Source organism: Uliginosibacterium silvisoli (genome assembly GCF_036017035.1).
GTDB classification, from domain to species: Bacteria; Pseudomonadota; Gammaproteobacteria; order Burkholderiales; family Rhodocyclaceae; genus Viridibacterium; species Viridibacterium silvisoli.
Map to the genome: position 1 here is coordinate 632,966 of NZ_JAYXHS010000003.1, position 14,913 is coordinate 647,878.

Below are 14,913 nucleotides of genomic sequence, written 5' to 3' on the forward strand. Positions count from 1 at the left end.
CTCAGAGCACGGACCACATGCGCGTTGCCGAACCGTCGTGATGCTTCACGCCGTCTTCCCACAAGCGCATCCCGCCGGTGAAGGCATCTTCATTGCCGCCACGCAGCGCTCCTTCGGGCAAAGGATCGACCAGGTCGGCATTGCCTCCGCCGAGCAGGACATAGTCGGCACACACCGCGTTGCGCAATCGCACGGTGGCCTCATCGAGCACCTTCATCCAGGCTGCATGACCGTAGCGCTCGCGCCCTGCCCGCCCCAGTCGCCCCCACAGCATCGCGCCCCTGTAGGGCAGGCCACCGAGTTCGAGCGGAACGACGATGGAGTTGGCGACGAGCGCGGAGCCCAGGCCGGTGCCGAGTCCGAGAAAGAGCATCCGCCCGCCGGCATATCCGCCCAGCGCCTGCAGGATGGCGTCGTTGACGATGAGGGTCGGGCGGCCGAAGGCGGTCTGGAAGTCGTGGCCGACCCAGCCGTTGCCGAGGTTGCCGGGCTCCTCCGTGGGCCCATGCGGGCCGATGCGCCCGGGAAACCCGACCGAGACGACATCGAAGCGCCAACCGGCGATGTGCTCGCGAACGCCGGCCATGAAGGCCTGCGGAGTCAGCTCGGGGCCGGATGCGAAGCGCTTCACATCGCGCGTCGATGAGAGGAACAACTTGACCGAACTGCCGCCGATATCGATGACAAGCACATCCATGGCTGGTCCTCAGCGCTTTCGCGCATGCTGGCAGGGCCAGCCCGCCACGTCGCTCGAGGTCGGCCCGTCGCCGTGGCGATTCGCGCCGGGGAATCCAGGCAGCTCCCGACTCCGGGGCCTTGCGTCACGACTCTGCATGCTGTCTCCATCGGGTGGTGGTGTTCCCTCCCGATGCGACTACTCGAGTCATGCGCGAGCTCAGGCTTTCCGGGCGGGGTCCTGAGCTGCGTCGCAAGCCGCGGTCCACCCGACGCTATCCCCTTCAGGCACCTTGCTGGCAATAGTCTGGTGCGCTGGCGAACACGCCGCGCGGGCGCTCAGCTATAGAAACTCGGCGCTGGCACCTCACCCGTCACCAGCCAGCGCCCGAGGTCGCGTTTCTTGTAGTCGACCGGGTCATGCAGGGTGTGCGTGCGCAAATTGCGCCAGTAGCGGTCGAAGCCGAGCTTTGCGTTGGTGGCGCGTGCCCCCATCTGTTCGAAGATGCCGTTGGTGATATCGAGACCCACACGCGTCGCCAGGATCTTGGCTTCGGCTACGTCGATGGCGACTGCCCCGCGCTCATCAGCCGTGATGTCTTCGGCCTTCTGCCACAGCTTGTCGAAATGCGTCGCGGCATCATCGGCAAGGCGTGTCGCAGCCTTCAGGTCGACCCAGAATTCCGCATAGCGCTGCAGCAGGTAGGGATCATCCCCCGCGGCCTGCACGCCGCTCCACGGCCAGGGTCGCGCGACCGTGCGCGTATGGTCGAGCGCGGCTTCGAGCGCCCCGCGTGCGATGCCGAGGTAGAGATTGACGAGGATCAGCTGCGCCAGCGTCGGGCGCAGCGTCGAGAAAGGCGTTGAGAGCGGCCCCGGCGGACCGAGCACTTCGTCGCTGGTGACGAAGAGATTGCTGAACGCAACCGTGCCGCTGTCGGTCTGGCGCTGACCCATATTGTCCCAGTCATCGCGGATGTCGATGCCTTCGCGATTGCTCTCGATGCCGGCGACGATGAGACCCTTTCCATCTTCACGCAATGCCGAAAGCATGATGCGGTCCGAATCGCGCGAGCCGGAACAGAAACCCTTGACGCCATCGATGCGGAAACCGTCGTCGGCTGCCTGCGCGACGACCTGGTTATTCACTGCGTTCATGGCGTTGCCCCAGAACCAGTTTTCACGCGCCGTACCACCGAGCAACGCGGCTTGCTGCTGCGGATTGGCGAACAGGCGCACGGTGGCGAGCTGCAGATGCTGGAAGGCGAAGAGGTGGGCCAGCGAGCTATCCACCTCGGCAATGCGGCGCACGATGTGCAGCACGGTATTCCACGTTGCGCCATCACCGCCATGTTCGCGCGGCACGCTGATCGTCAGCAGGCCGGATGCGCGCAGCAGGTCGCGCTCGTGTTTCGCGGTGCCACCCTGACGATCGCGCTCGATAGCAGTGCTGGCGAATTCCCGGGCCAGCTTCTCGACGCGATCTGCGTAATCGGAATGAACGCTCTGGGGCATGATGAATCCTTGAAATGAAGCGGCGGCACGCGACGTGCCGCGGAGGCGTCAATCTATACCGATGGGCGCAGCATGGCAGCGCCCTTTCGGGCTATGGCTAGCGGGTATTGCCGAGCGTGTCGCGCGTACCGACGCAGGCGATCTCGAGGTAGCGCAAGGCTTCGTCGGTGAGCTTGCCGAGAATCGCCAGCACGAGGATGGCGACCAGCACGAGGTCGGGGCGGCTCGTCTCGCGACCATCGGTGAGCAAGTAACCCAGGCCCTTGCTCGCCGCGATGAGCTCGGCGGCCACCATGAACATCCACGCCAGACTCAACCCTGAGCGCAGGCCCGTGAAGAGTTGCGGCAGGGATGCAGGCAGGATCACGCGCCGCACGAGACCGATGCGCGAGAAGCCGTACACCTTGCCCAGCTCGACCCATCTGCGGTCCACGTTGTGCACACCGGATACGACATTCACATACACGGGAAAAAATGCACCGATGGCGATCAGTGCGATCTTCGGCGACTCGTCGATACCGAGCCACAACAACAGCAGCGGCACCCAGGCCAGAGAGGGAATCGCACGCAAGCCCTGGAAGCTTGGTTCAAGCAATGCTTCGAGACGACGACTGAAACCAACCGCTGCGCCGAGCACGATGGCCAGCACGGCACCGAGGACGAAGCCGGCCAGCACGCGCAGGCCACTGGCACCGATGTGCTTCCACAGATCACCGCCTGCGAGTTGCCACAGCGATTCGAACACATCGCTGGGCGCTGGCAGCAGGTTGCGCGCGATCCAGCCGTTCTGCACAACCACTTCGAGAATGCCGAAGACGCCCAGCGGCAGGAGTAGTCCCGCCGCTTGCCAGCGCAACAGATCGTTGCGCCGCCTCGATTTCGAGACGTGCTCCACCTCATTGGCGAGCATGGCAGTAGCGGGTTCCGTAGTGAGCTCAAGCACGGCCCGGCCGCGCCGGTTCAAACCGGCGTTCAAGCCTCGGCTGAGTTCAGCCTGACTCATGGCAACTTGCGTGGATCAGCCTTGGTAGCGATAACCGACTTGGCGAAGTTGGCATCCACCAGATCACCGATGACCTTGTTCAGGTCGGTACCTGGCTTGACCAGTTCTTCTTCAAGCAGGATCGGTGCAGCAGCGCGCAATGCGTCGATGTGCTCCTTGCCTGGTTGCGGGTTGCTGAAGTCCGTGCGTTCCTTGAGTTGCAGCAATGCCACGCCGAGCGGCAGCTTGGCTTCTTCGGAGAGGATCTTCGCCGCCTCGACAGGGTTCTGCTGGATCCAGGCACGTGCCTTCTCATAGACCTTGATGACGCGCTTCAGCTCGTTCGGATTCTTGCTGTAGAAGCTCTCGCTGGCATTGAGGAAGCCGTAGGTGTTGAACGCCACGTTGCGATAGATGAGCTTCGCGCCATCCTCGATTTCCGATGCGGCCATGAAGGGGTCAAGACCCGCCCACGCGTCAACGTTCTTCTGCGCCAGTGCGACGCGGCCATCGGCGTGCTGCAGATTGACGTGCTCGATGTCCGACTTCTTCAGGCCCACCGTGTGCAGCGAGCGCAGCAGGAACAGGTAAGGATCAGTGCCCTTGGTGGCGGCGACCTTCTTGCCCTTGAGATCCTTCAGCGACTTGATCGGCGAATCCTTCGGCACAACCAGCGCGGTCCATTCAGGACGCGAGAAAATGTAGACGGCCTTGATGGGGTTGCCATTGGCGCGCGACAGCACAGCCGCCAGCCCAGCGGTGGAACCGACATCGATGGCACCGCTGTTCAGGTATTCCAGCGCGCGGTTACTGCCGGCGCTGAGCACCCATTTGACGTCCGTGCCCTTGAACTCTTCTTCGAGCCAGCCCTTGCGTTTGATGACGAGACTGGATGGCGAGTAGTAGGCGTAGTCGACCTTCAGCTCCTTGAGCGGCGCGCCCTGCGCGAAGGCCGAAGCAGACAGCACGAGGCCGGCGATCAGCCCAGCAAGCTTAGTTGCGTACCGTGTGGCGTATGACATCGTTGTTCTCTCTTGTAGATATGTCTTGAAGAGAGGAGATTTTATTGATGCAGGTCAGGACGGCTAACCACGAAAATCTGATATCGAAATAGATGTTGTTGCAATCGGCGAGCACAGCGGGAGGTGCCCGCGACGCTCAGCAGTCCCCTCTTCGGACGGAGAGGGTGGCTCGTCAGAGTCGGGAGAGGCGAAATGGTTGCACTCCAGGTTGCGCTCCAAACAGTCTTGTTGAAGCACGTACCATTTCCCCTCTCCCGGCCTGCGGCCACCCTCCCCCAAGGGGGAGGAAACTGCAACGCGTTGTCATGGTTTGCTGCAGCGTCAGACCTTCGCCGTCGCCTTCAGCTTCGCCTCGACTGCCGTACCCTTGAAGAAGTCTGCGTTGGCTTCCGTGTAGAGCTTGTACGGATTCTCGAAGACGTAGGCCTTGAAGTCCGCTTCGCTGATGATGCCTTCATCGACCAGGTTGTGTGCCTCGGCCAGTGCATGCGTGAGGTCAGGCACGTCCCAGTGGCCGACGTCCGACGAGTAGATCGCGTTGATCTTGGTCTTCAGCGGATTGGCCTTGTCGTTGAAGGCAGCCGCAATCGTGCGATCGTCGGACTCGGAGCCGAAGAAGAAGTTGTCGACCCAGCGCGACTTGATGTCTTCTGCGCTCTCGATACCAGCCGCGGCAAAGTCTTCCAGCTCGCTCTCCTTGGGGCGACGCGAACCATTGACGTAACCCTTGCCCAGCGTATCGCGGATCAGGTCTTCGCCGTTGAGCGAACGATCCTTGATGAGCTCGGCGCCGTATTCGCGGAACAGCGCCGCGAGTTGCGCGCGGTCGGTCGCCAGCGGGTCGTAGTTCTCCAGGCCCTTGCGGCTGCGCTTCTCGAAGCGGTCGACGAGATGGATGAACACGCGTGCGCCCCAGTCGGCACCGCCTTCAAGGAAGCCGGCGCGCAGCTTGGGGAAGCGCTTGGTCACGCCGCCGAAGAACAGCGCCTTGGCGAAGGCTTCGGTGCCATCGGCGAAGTGACCGATGTGGTTGTTCATGTAGTTCGAGGTCGAGCTGCGGCCGGTCCAGCCCTGGCTGCCGTAGTGCGTGAGGATGGGCACGCCGAGCTCGACCACCTTCGCCCAGAACGGGTCGTAGTCGTACTCGCTGTCGAGGCCGAGGAAGTCCTGGTACGAGATGTACTTCTTCAGTTCAGGATGCTGGTCGAGCGGGAATTTGTCGGCCAGCGCCTTGATCGGGCGGCTCACCGAACCTGCGATGTTGATCGCCTTGAGGCCCAATGTATTGATGGCGAAATCCAGCTCGGCAAGGCCCTCCTCAGGCGTGTGCAGCGGGATGCCTGCCACCGGCGTGAGATGTGCGCTGTGCTTGCGCCACAGATCGGCGTGGTAGTGATTAATGGCGCGCGAGAGTGCGGTACGCGAATCCTTGTCGCGCACACCGAGCGGTGCCAGCACGTTGTTCGGGAACAGCACAGAGTAATCGGAGCCCTGCTCGGCCTGGCGCTCGGCGAACAGCTCGGGCAGGTGATAGGTCGCGACGTCGAGCGTGTTCTTGGTGACACGCGCCCACCACGGCGAGCGGATGGTACGGTAGTAGTGGCGCTCTTCCGGCGTCTGCTCGTACCAGCTCTTGCCATTACCGACACCACCACGCGCAATGCGATCTTCCGAAGCCTTGCGCAACGCGTCCACCAGATGCACGCCACCGTAATTGGTAACGTAGTCTTCGAGATCAGGCGTGTAGTCATTGACATGCACATCGGTGTCGATGACAGGGTAATCAAGTTGCTGTTTCACCGCGGCAGAGGGCGAGAGTTGCAGGCGGGAGAGGCGATCGTTCATGGCGGGCTCCGTGGCTAGTGATCGAAATGCAACAAGTCCTGGCAGACAGGTGCGCGGCTGACCATTGCAAAGCCTGTGCCATTCGCCGCCAATGGCATGCGCAGGCTTACCGCGCAAGGACGAGACCTTGTTCAAGCCAACGGAGTTACGGCGGCGCCTGCGGCGATTGCAACAGCCCGCAGACCAGACTGTTGAACAATGCGCAAATCACAAAACCTGTTTTGCATACTTTTATTTATGCAAACGGATGAGCGGCGTGCTGCCACGGGCGCACTGCGCCGAATACGGCACGCGACATCGCGCTGGCGCGAAACCTGCAACGGGCTTCCCCTCGACTGCCCTCCGCCACGCCACCACGATGACCTCGCGCACAGCCCTCGCCCGCCCGCCATTTTTCGAACGCCATAAATTCCTGCTGCTGTTTGCGTTGTTGTCGACATTGATGGGAACCAGCGTCGGCATGGCCAAGGTCGCCACTTCGCTGTATGCGCTGCACTTGCAGACGCCCGCCGCACTTCTGGGCTTCATCGCCAGTGCGCAGATGGTGGGCGTGCTGTTCATGAGCCTGCCGATCGGCTTCCTGGTGGACCAATGGGGGCCGCGCAAGCTGTTCACACTCGGCACCGTAGTGGCCGGCCTGATCTATGTCGTGCTGCCGCTGGTGGCTTCGCCATGGTTCCTGCTGGCCTGCACCGCGGCCATCAGCTTCTTTATGCCCTTCCGTTTCGTGTCGCTCAACACGGTCTTCATGCAACAGCTGGAGACGGTCGGTGAAGCGCGCGCCGGCTGGTATCGCGGCACGCATATGACAGGCATGTTCCTGCTCGGGCCAGTGATCGCCGCTGGCGCGGTCACCGCACTGGGTTTCGCCGGCACCTACTGGAGCATCGCGGCTCTCTTCGCGCTGACCATCCTGGTCTGCCCAATCGTGTTCGGGCCTTATGCCGTGCAAGCCAAGGGTGGCGCGCGCCTCACGCCACGTGCGGTGATCGCGCAGCTCGGCTTGCTGGGCAGCGAGCGCGAGCTGCGCACGGCCTGCCTCATCGAATTCTTCGGTCAGGGCTGCAATGCTTTCTACAGCTTCTTCATCGTCATCATTGCCATCAACGGCCTGCATCTGGATGCAGCTGCCGCGACGCGCTTGATCGGCATTGAGGGCCTGACCTTCATCGCCGCGCTGTTCAGCCTCGGCTCGGCGATGGCACGCATCGGAGCACAGCGCGGCTATGTGCTGAGCCTGTCGCTGGCTGCACTGGCCTCTGCCCTGCTGGGGTTCGGTCACGCTTCATGGGCGCTGCTCGGTGGCGGCGCCCTGCTTGGCCTCGCCCTCGGCACCCTGCAGATCATCAACCTGACGCGCTTCGCACGCATCGGCGCGCGCCTCGGTCGCGGCAAGATCGCCGGGCTCAACGCGCTCGCCGGCCCGGCCGGCAGCTTCACCGGCAGTTTGCTGGGCGGCGCGCTGGGCGAGCTGCTGGGGCTGCAGTCGGTCTTCCTCGTCTTCGCTGGGGGCTTTGCCGTGCTGGCCACACGCTTTGCACTGCGTGACCGCCACGCCGTGACGGCCTGAGCGCCATGACGGCATGAAGAGGCTCGGCGCGGTTTTGTGTTTCAATCGCGCCTTGCCTGCCGACGTGGCAGGCGCCGCGACCGCCCTTCTTCATGCTCGAAGTCAAAGACCTCGCCTGTCTGCGCGGGGACCGCTTGCTGTTCCGCCGCTTCGACCTTGCGCTCGGCAAGGGCGAAGTGCTGCGTGTGCTCGGCGCCAATGGCGTCGGCAAGACCAGCTTGTTGCGCTTGTTGTGTGGGCTGGCCACGCCTGAAGTCGGCGAGATTCGCTGGCAGGGCGAAGCCATCCAGCGCGAGCGCGAGGCCTTCCACGCGGCCCTGCTCTACCTTGGCCACGCCCCAGCCCTCAACGACCTGCTGAGCCCGCTGGAGAACCTGCGCTTTGCCTGCGCGGCAGCCGGCGATACGAGCAGCGAGACAGACTGCAGGGCAGCCCTGACCCGCATCGGCCTTGCGCGCCAGCTCGACCTGCCCGCCAAGGTGTTGTCGCAGGGCCAGCGGCGGCGCGTCAGCCTCGCCCGCCTGTTTCTCGCCGCGCACCGCCCCTTGTGGATTCTCGATGAGCCTTTCACGGCACTCGACGTAGCGGCCGTCGCCGAGCTTGCCGAGGTGATTTCGCAGCACTCCCGCGCGGGTGGCGCCGTCGCATTCACCTCGCATCAGGATGCCGGCTTCAGCGTGCCCTTGCGCACGCTGGACATCAGCGGGTACGCAGCATGAACAATGCGTTCATTGCCGTCTTGCGTCGCGACCTGCTGCTGGCCTGGCGCTCGCGCGCGGACCTGCTGGTCGCCCTGTCATTCTTCGTCATCGTCGCCAGCCTGTTCCCCTTCGGCGTCGGCGCGGACCCGGACCAGCTACGCGCCATAGGCCCAGGCGTCGTGTGGGTGGCGGCCCTGCTGGCGACCCTGCTGGCCCTGCCGCGCATGTTCAGCCAGGATTTCGAGAGCGGCGTGCTGGAGCAGTTGTTGCTGTCGCAAGAGCCGCCCGTGTTGTGGGTCAGCGCCAAGATCGCCGCCCACTGGCTCAGCACCGGCCTGCCGCTCGTAGTCGTCTCGCCGCTGCTGGCGCTGATGTATGGCCTGCCGCCAGGCGCGATCGAAGTGCTGGCGCTGGCGCTGCTGATCGGCACGCCCATCCTGTCGCTGATCGGCGCGATCGGCGCGGCACTGACGCTGGGCCTGCGCGGCGCGGGCTCGTTGCTGGCCCTGCTGGTGCTGCCCTTGATGGTGCCAGTACTGATTTTCGGCGCGGGCAGCGTCGATGCCTGGGCCAGCGGCATAGGCTTGCGCGCCCACCTGTTCCTGATGGGCGGCGGCCTGTTCGCGGCGCTGGCCCTCGCGCCATTTGCCAGCGCCGCAGCCCTGCGCATCACGATGGATTGAAGCGCCGCGCGGCACGCCCGCAGGCGCCCGACCGAATCGCACTTTGTTGAAGTCAATCAATAGCATGGCAGGACGCTTGTGCGTATCATCCGGTGCCGGCGTTTCGGGGCCGGTAGCTTGTATAGAGCGGCGCACCATCGTCGAATACATGCCGGCAGGCATTATCCAGACCCCATGAACCTGTTCAAATACTCTGCCCCGCAGACCTTCTACCCACTGGCGGGCAAGCTTGCGCCAGTATTCGGCGTGCTTGCTGCCATCCTGGCCGTGGCCGGTCTCTATATCGGCTTCTTCGTCGCACCCACGGACGCGGTGCAGGGCGAGGTCTATCGCATCATCTTCATCCACGTCCCCGCAGCCTGGATGAGCATGGTCATCTATCTGGCAATGGCCTTCTGGTCGGCCATGGGCCTCGGCCTCGGCACGCGCCTGTCGTTCTACATGTCGAAGGCGCTGGCGCCGACCGGTGCGATGTTCTGTTTTCTCGCGCTCTGGACCGGCGCGCTGTGGGGTCGCCCGACCTGGGGCACCTACTGGGCCTGGGATGCACGCATGACTTCGCAGCTGCTGCTGCTATTCCTCTACTTCGGCCACATCGCACTGACCAACGCCATCGAGGATGCCCGCCGTGCCGACAAGGCCGGTGCCATCATCGCCCTGGTCGGCGCAATCAATATCCCCATCATCTATTTCTCGGTGAAGTGGTGGAATACCTTGCACCAGGGCTCGTCGATCAACATGACCAAATCCAGCATGGCCGTCACCATGCTCGTCGGCATGCTGGTGGTGGCACTGGCGGCCTGGGCCTACAGCATCGCCGTCACGCTGGTGCGTGTGCGCAGCATCACTCTCGAACGCGAGCGCCGCACGGAATGGGCCGCTGCCGAGATCGCCCGGCAAGGGAGCAAGGCATGATCTGGGACTCTTTCTCCGCCTTCATCGACATGGGCGGGCGCGGCGCCTTCGTCTGGGGCTCCTACGGCGTCACTTTCCTGCTCATCGTGGCGGAACTCTGGCTGCTGTCGCGGCGTCGGAGAGACACCTTGCAGCGGCTGCGCCGCCTGCAGCAGCTTGAAGAGCCACGCGACACGCAGCCACAACAACAATGACGATCAAGCCCACCCCGGCACGCAACAGGACCCCGCAGTGAAAGCTCGCCACAAACGTTTCCTCTGGATCGGTGCTGCCGTGGCGCTGCTTGCCATCGCCGTCACGCTGGTGCTCGGCGCCTTCAACGACAACCTGGTCTTTTTCAAGACGCCAACCGAAGTCGCCGAGGGCCTGGTGCCCAAGGGGCGCAACTTCCGTGTGGGTGGCATGGTGGAGAAGGGTTCGATCCAGCGGGCAGCGGATGGGCTGACCGTCAGCTTCGTACTCACTGACACCGTCAAGAGCATTCCCATCACCTACAAAGGCGCCTTGCCGGACCTGTTCAAGGACGGCAAAGGCGCTGTCGCGCAGGGCAAGCTCGACGAGTCGGGCAAGTTCATCGCCAGTGAAGTGCTGGCCAAGCACGATGAGAACTACATGCCATCCGAAGCCCAGGAAGCGATAGACCGGGCAAAGGCCACCGCAGCACACAGCACGAAGCCCTGACCTCCGACATGATCCCCGAACTCGGCCACCTCGCCCTCATCCTCGCCCTGCTGATTGCCATCCTGCTCGGCACGCTGCCTCTGCTTGGCGCACATCGCGGCGATGCGGCGCTGATCAACATCGCACGTCCGGCAGCGCGCCTGCTGTTCGCGCTGGTCGGCATCGGCTTCCTGTGCCTCACCGTGTCGTTCATCAACAACGACTTTTCGGTGATGTACGTTGCCTCGCATTCGAATACCAGGCTGCCGCTGATCTATCGCATCACCGCCGTGTGGGGCAGCCATGAAGGCTCGCTATTGCTGTGGGCTTTGATGCTGACGCTGTGGATTTTTGCCGTATCGCTGGCGCGCAATCTGCCAGAAGCCTTTGTCGCCCGCGTGCTGGGCGTGCTCGGCCTGGTCAGCACCGGCTTTCTCGCCTTCATGCTGTTCACCTCGAATCCCTTTACCCGCCTGCTGCCTGCCGCGCTCGAGGGTAACGACCTGAATCCCTTGCTGCAGGACCCGGGGATGATCATCCACCCGCCCCTGCTCTACATGGGCTACGTCGGTTTCTCCGTGGCCTTCGCTTTCGCCATTTCCGCACTGCTGTCGGGCCGCCTCGATGCCGCCTGGGCGCGCTGGTCGCGGCCGTGGACGCTGGCTGCCTGGGTATTCCTTACCTGCGGCATCACCCTTGGTTCGGGCTGGGCCTACTACGAACTCGGCTGGGGCGGCTGGTGGTTCTGGGACCCGGTCGAGAATGCCAGCTTCATGCCCTGGCTGGTCGGCACGGCGCTGATCCACTCGTTGTCGGTCACCGAGAAGCGCGGTGCTTTCAAGAGCTGGACCGTGCTGCTGGCGATTGCTGCTTTCTCTTTCTCGCTGCTCGGCACTTTCCTCGTGCGCTCCGGCGTACTGACCTCGGTGCACGCCTTTGCCAGCGACCCGAAGCGCGGCGTGTTCATCCTCGCCCTGCTCGCCCTCGTCATCGGCGGTTCGCTGGCGCTGTATGCCTGGCGTGCGCAGAAGCTCGTGGGCGGCGGCCAGTTCGAAGCCGTGTCACGTGACACCCTGCTGCTGACCAACAACGTGCTGCTCGCCGTCGCGGCAGCCACCGTCATGCTCGGCACGCTCTACCCCTTGCTGCTCGACGCGCTCAACCTCGGCAAACTGTCCGTCGGCCCGCCGTACTTCGAAGCAGTCTTCCTGCCGGTGATGACGCCTGTCGTGCTGCTGATGGTTGTCGGCCCCTTCGTGCGCTGGAAGGGCCACGCACTCAACCCCTTGCTGCGCAAGCTGGCCCCCGTGTTGCTGGCCAGCTTCGCCATAGGTCTGGCTGGCGCGACCCTGGCCCGCACATTCGGCTGGCGCACGGTGCTGGGCCTCTGCCTCGCGGCCTGGGTCATGCTCGGCGGCCTCAAGCTGTTGCAGGAGCGTCTCGGCGAACGCAAGAGCGCCAGCCTGGCATCGAATCTTTCCGGCATTCCATCCGCATGGTGGGGAATGTGGCTGGCGCATGTCGGCATCGGCGTCTTCATCATCGGCGTGACGCTGGTGAAGAGTGTCGAAACGAATGCCGACGTACCGATGAAGATCGGCAGCAGTACGCAACTCGCGGGCTACGACTTCACGCTCAAGGCCGTCAACGAAATACAGGGCCCGAACTACGTTGCCGCGCGCGGCGTGCTCGAGTTGTCACGCAACGGCGTGCATATCAACACGCTGCACCCGGAGAAGCGCATCTACACGGCGACGCAGACGCCCATGACGGAAGCCTCGCTCGACAACGGCATCTTCCGCGACATCTACGCATCGATGGGTGAAGCCACGAGCGACGACACCTGGATCGTGCGCCTGTACTACAAGCCTTTCATCAGCTGGATCTGGGGAGGCTGCCTGCTGATGGCGCTTGGCGGCGTGCTTGCAGCCTGCGACAAGCGCTATCGCAAGCTGGCCACACGTGACGCAAGCAGGACTGTTACCGCGCAAGCGGCCGCCTGAGGAGCCCACGATGAAAGCCAAGGCCCTTATCCCGCTCGCCCTGTTCCTCGTCCTCGTCGGTTTTTTCGGCGTCTCGCTGTGGCGTGCCCAGACGCATGACATCCGTGAGATCCCCTCTCCCCTGATCGACAAGCCCGCACCGGCCTTCACCCTCACCCAACTGCACGCGCCGGAGAAGACGCTGTCGCTGGCCGACATGAAGGGCAAGGTCTGGCTGCTGAACGTGTGGGCCTCGTGGTGCGTCGCCTGCCGCGAAGAGCACCCGGTGCTGGTCGACTTTGCAGCCAGAAAAGTCGTGCCGCTGATCGGCCTCAATTACAAGGACAAGCGCGACGACGGCCTCGCCTGGCTGGCGGCCGGCGGTGACCCCTACACGATGTCCATCGTCGACGCGGATGGCCGCGTTGGCATCGACTACGGCGTATACGGCGTGCCCGAGACCTTCCTCATCGATGGCAATGGCCGCATCCGCTACAAGCATATCGGCCCGATCACGCCGGAAGCCCTCGAGAAGACCTTGCTGCCGAAAATCCGGGAACTGCAACGTGGCTAGACTGATTCCGACCCTGCTCCGTACGGCGATCCTGGCGATGATGCTGGCATCCCTGCCAGGGCACGCCACAACCCAGCCTGCAAGCGAGACCGAGCTGGAAGAGCATGTCACCTACATCTCCGAGCGACTGCGCTGCCTGGTTTGCCAGAATCAGTCGATCGCCGAGTCGCAGGCCGAGCTCGCCAACGACTTGCGTCGGCAGGTGCGCGAAATGCTCGTCGCCGGCAAGAGTGACAAGGAAGTCCTCGCCTATATGGTCGAGCGCTACGGCGACTTCGTACTCTACGACCCGCCCTTCCAGACGACGACCTTGTTGCTGTGGGGTGGCCCCGCCGCGCTGATGCTGATTGCATTGGGCGGTTTCGCTTGGACGGTACGCACGCGCCGCAAGCAACTCCAACCTGCCGTGCTGACGGAAGAGGAGCGCGCCCGCGCCCGCAACCTGCTCGACCGCGCTGACAATACATCCACCGACAGTCGCGCCTGACTGCATAGACCATGACCCTGTTCCTGATCGCCGCCGCCATCCTGCTGATGGCCGTCACCGCAACCTTGCTGTGGCCACTGATGCGCCAAGCTGTCACGACAGAGGCCGACGAAAGCCCGGCGCTCAAGATCCTGCGTGAGCAGCGCGCGGACCTTGAAGCCGAGCACGCAGCGGACCGGATCAGCGCAGCCAACTACGCCCAAACGCTTTCGGAAATCGAGCAACGCGCGCTCGAGGAGTCGACCGCGCCGGAACGTGTCGTCACGAGCAAGCCGCGCCTCGCCTGGGCCGTTGCCATCGGCGCGGCCCTGCCCGTCACGGCCATCGCGCTTTATCTGATCATCGGAAACCCGGCTGGCCTGGATCCGGCCAACACCGTCGCACAGCAGCAACAGTCCATTACACCTGACCAGATCGATGCGATGGTGGCAAAGCTGGCCGAGCGCGTGAAGGCCAACCCCGACGACATAAAGGGTCTCGAGATGCTGGGCCGCTCCTACATGGTGCTCAGTCGTTTCAGCGAGGCGGCAGCTGTCTTCGAACAGCTCGCGAGGAAGCAGCCCGAAGATGCCCAGGTGTTTGCCGACTGGGCCGACGCCGCCGCAGGCGCGCAGGATCGCAAGCTGGCCGGTACGCCTGAAAAGCTGATCGCCAAGTCCTTGTCGCTGGACCCGCGCAACGTCAAGGCGCTCGCACTGTCCGGCACACTGGCTTTCGAGCGCCAGAACTACAAGCAGGCCGTCGCCGAGTGGGAAAAGATCACCGCCATCGTGCCGGCAGAAAGCGAATTCGGCCAGTCAGTGCGCGGCATGATCAACGAAGCACGTCAGCGCGCCGGCATGCCCGCGCAACAGGTTGCACAAGCGCCGGCCAGTGAGGTCTCAGCACCGTCCCTGCAACTCAAGGGTCGCGTCACGATCAGCGCAGCACTGAAATCACAGATCACCGCCGACGATACGCTGTACATCTTCGCGCGCCCCGCAGCAGGCGGCCCTCCCATCGCCGGCATGCGCTTCAAGGCCAGCGAGCTGCCTGTCGACTTCGATCTGGGCAAGGCCCAGATGATGATGGGCAGCGTCGGCCCGCAGGACCAAGTCATCGTCGGCGCGCGTGTATCGAAGAGCGGCAAGCCCATCGCCCAGAGTGGCGACTTGCAGGGTTTTGCGAAGCCCACACAGGCGTCCGACAGCCAGCCCTTGCAGATCGAGATCAGCGAACAGGTGAAGTAAGCCTGCACGGGACGGCGTTGTTGCTGCCCCTCCCTCTTGCAATTCCGGCGCGCCGGACGCATCTTGCATTGAT

The 14,913-nt window shown here is 63.8% G+C and carries 15 protein-coding genes; 10 read left to right on the plus strand and 5 right to left on the minus strand.

Annotated elements, in window-relative coordinates:
• Position 1 precedes the first annotated feature (1 nt).
• The 5 genes from VVD49_RS17600 to VVD49_RS17620 all read right to left on the minus strand — a co-directional run bounded on the left by VVD49_RS17600 (position 2) and on the right by VVD49_RS17620 (position 6,039).
• Positions 2-697: a hypothetical protein gene (locus tag VVD49_RS17600; protein ID WP_327600519.1), complete on the minus strand. Its 696-nt coding sequence runs from the start codon at positions 695-697 to the stop codon at positions 2-4.
• Between the two features lie 317 nt (positions 698-1,014).
• Entirely contained in the window at positions 1,015-2,190 is a 1,176-nt protein-coding gene (locus tag VVD49_RS17605) for an acyl-CoA dehydrogenase family protein (RefSeq protein WP_327600520.1), read from the minus strand.
• Between the two features lie 97 nt (positions 2,191-2,287).
• Positions 2,288-3,193, minus strand: coding sequence for an ABC transporter permease (locus VVD49_RS17610; RefSeq protein ID WP_327600521.1), 906 nt, complete (start codon positions 3,191-3,193; stop codon positions 2,288-2,290).
• Positions 3,190-4,194 (minus strand): aliphatic sulfonate ABC transporter substrate-binding protein, encoded by a 1,005-nt coding sequence (locus VVD49_RS17615; RefSeq protein WP_327600522.1) that lies wholly within the window; start codon positions 4,192-4,194, stop codon positions 3,190-3,192. Before VVD49_RS17615 ends, VVD49_RS17610 begins: the two co-directional genes overlap by 4 nt.
• A gap of 321 nt (positions 4,195-4,515) precedes the next feature.
• Positions 4,516-6,039 carry an amidohydrolase family protein gene (locus tag VVD49_RS17620; protein WP_327600523.1) on the minus strand — a complete coding sequence of 508 codons (1,524 nt, stop codon included), beginning with the start codon at positions 6,037-6,039 and terminating at the stop codon, positions 4,516-4,518.
• Positions 6,040-6,295: 256 nt separating this feature from the next.
• Here VVD49_RS17620 and VVD49_RS17625 point away from each other — a divergent pair, with 256 nt between their 5' ends.
• The 10 genes from VVD49_RS17625 (at position 6,296) to ccmI (ending at position 14,840) form a co-directional block, all read left to right on the plus strand.
• On the plus strand, positions 6,296-7,609 hold the full coding sequence (locus VVD49_RS17625; RefSeq protein WP_327600524.1) for an MFS transporter: 1,314 nt from the start codon (positions 6,296-6,298) through the stop codon (positions 7,607-7,609).
• 92 nt (positions 7,610-7,701) lie between these two features.
• Complete coding sequence (gene ccmA, locus VVD49_RS17630) at positions 7,702-8,328, plus strand: cytochrome c biogenesis heme-transporting ATPase CcmA (protein WP_327600525.1); 627 nt, start codon at positions 7,702-7,704, stop codon at positions 8,326-8,328.
• The gene (gene ccmB / locus VVD49_RS17635) at positions 8,325-8,993 is read left to right on the plus strand and encodes a heme exporter protein CcmB (RefSeq protein WP_327600526.1); all 669 of its coding nucleotides are present in this window, start codon (positions 8,325-8,327) and stop codon (positions 8,991-8,993) included. The genes ccmA and ccmB overlap by 4 nt, the downstream gene beginning before the upstream one ends.
• Positions 8,994-9,167: 174 nt before the next feature.
• A complete protein-coding gene (gene ccmC / locus VVD49_RS17640; RefSeq protein WP_327600527.1) occupies positions 9,168-9,908 on the plus strand; it encodes a heme ABC transporter permease CcmC in 741 nt (246 codons plus the stop codon).
• Positions 9,905-10,102, plus strand: a complete 198-nt coding sequence (gene ccmD, locus VVD49_RS17645; protein ID WP_327600528.1) for a heme exporter protein CcmD — start codon at positions 9,905-9,907, stop codon at positions 10,100-10,102. Before ccmC ends, ccmD begins: the two co-directional genes overlap by 4 nt.
• Positions 10,103-10,139: 37 nt before the next feature.
• Positions 10,140-10,589 (plus strand): cytochrome c maturation protein CcmE, encoded by a 450-nt coding sequence (gene ccmE / locus VVD49_RS17650; protein ID WP_327600529.1) that lies wholly within the window; start codon positions 10,140-10,142, stop codon positions 10,587-10,589.
• An 8-nt stretch (positions 10,590-10,597) separates the two neighbouring features.
• On the plus strand, positions 10,598-12,571 hold the full coding sequence (locus VVD49_RS17655) for a heme lyase CcmF/NrfE family subunit (RefSeq protein WP_327600530.1): 1,974 nt from the start codon (positions 10,598-10,600) through the stop codon (positions 12,569-12,571).
• Between the two features lie 10 nt (positions 12,572-12,581).
• Positions 12,582-13,124, plus strand: coding sequence for a DsbE family thiol:disulfide interchange protein (locus VVD49_RS17660; RefSeq protein WP_327600531.1), 543 nt, complete (start codon positions 12,582-12,584; stop codon positions 13,122-13,124).
• Positions 13,117-13,611, plus strand: coding sequence for a cytochrome c-type biogenesis protein (locus VVD49_RS17665; RefSeq protein ID WP_327600532.1), 495 nt, complete (start codon positions 13,117-13,119; stop codon positions 13,609-13,611). Before VVD49_RS17660 ends, VVD49_RS17665 begins: the two co-directional genes overlap by 8 nt.
• 11 nt (positions 13,612-13,622) lie before the next feature.
• Positions 13,623-14,840 carry a c-type cytochrome biogenesis protein CcmI gene (ccmI, locus tag VVD49_RS17670; protein ID WP_327600533.1) on the plus strand — a complete coding sequence of 406 codons (1,218 nt, stop codon included), beginning with the start codon at positions 13,623-13,625 and terminating at the stop codon, positions 14,838-14,840.
• Positions 14,841-14,913 lie beyond the last annotated feature (73 nt).

Coding starts and splice junctions, on each gene's coding strand:
- ccmA (WP_327600525.1), top strand. CDS start 7,702: ATGCTCGAAGTCAAAGACCTCGCCTGTCTGCGCGGGGACCGCTTGCTG.
- VVD49_RS17620 (WP_327600523.1), bottom strand. CDS start 6,039: ATGAACGATCGCCTCTCCCGCCTGCAACTCTCGCCCTCTGCCGCGGTG.
- ccmC (WP_327600527.1), top strand. CDS start 9,168: ATGAACCTGTTCAAATACTCTGCCCCGCAGACCTTCTACCCACTGGCG.
- VVD49_RS17660 (WP_327600531.1), top strand. CDS start 12,582: ATGAAAGCCAAGGCCCTTATCCCGCTCGCCCTGTTCCTCGTCCTCGTC.
- VVD49_RS17615 (WP_327600522.1), bottom strand. CDS start 4,194: ATGTCATACGCCACACGGTACGCAACTAAGCTTGCTGGGCTGATCGCC.
- ccmD (WP_327600528.1), top strand. CDS start 9,905: ATGATCTGGGACTCTTTCTCCGCCTTCATCGACATGGGCGGGCGCGGC.
- ccmI (WP_327600533.1), top strand. CDS start 13,623: ATGACCCTGTTCCTGATCGCCGCCGCCATCCTGCTGATGGCCGTCACC.
- ccmB (WP_327600526.1), top strand. CDS start 8,325: ATGAACAATGCGTTCATTGCCGTCTTGCGTCGCGACCTGCTGCTGGCC.
- VVD49_RS17655 (WP_327600530.1), top strand. CDS start 10,598: ATGATCCCCGAACTCGGCCACCTCGCCCTCATCCTCGCCCTGCTGATT.
- VVD49_RS17600 (WP_327600519.1), bottom strand. CDS start 697: ATGGATGTGCTTGTCATCGATATCGGCGGCAGTTCGGTCAAGTTGTTC.
- VVD49_RS17605 (WP_327600520.1), bottom strand. CDS start 2,190: ATGCCCCAGAGCGTTCATTCCGATTACGCAGATCGCGTCGAGAAGCTG.
- VVD49_RS17610 (WP_327600521.1), bottom strand. CDS start 3,193: ATGAGTCAGGCTGAACTCAGCCGAGGCTTGAACGCCGGTTTGAACCGG.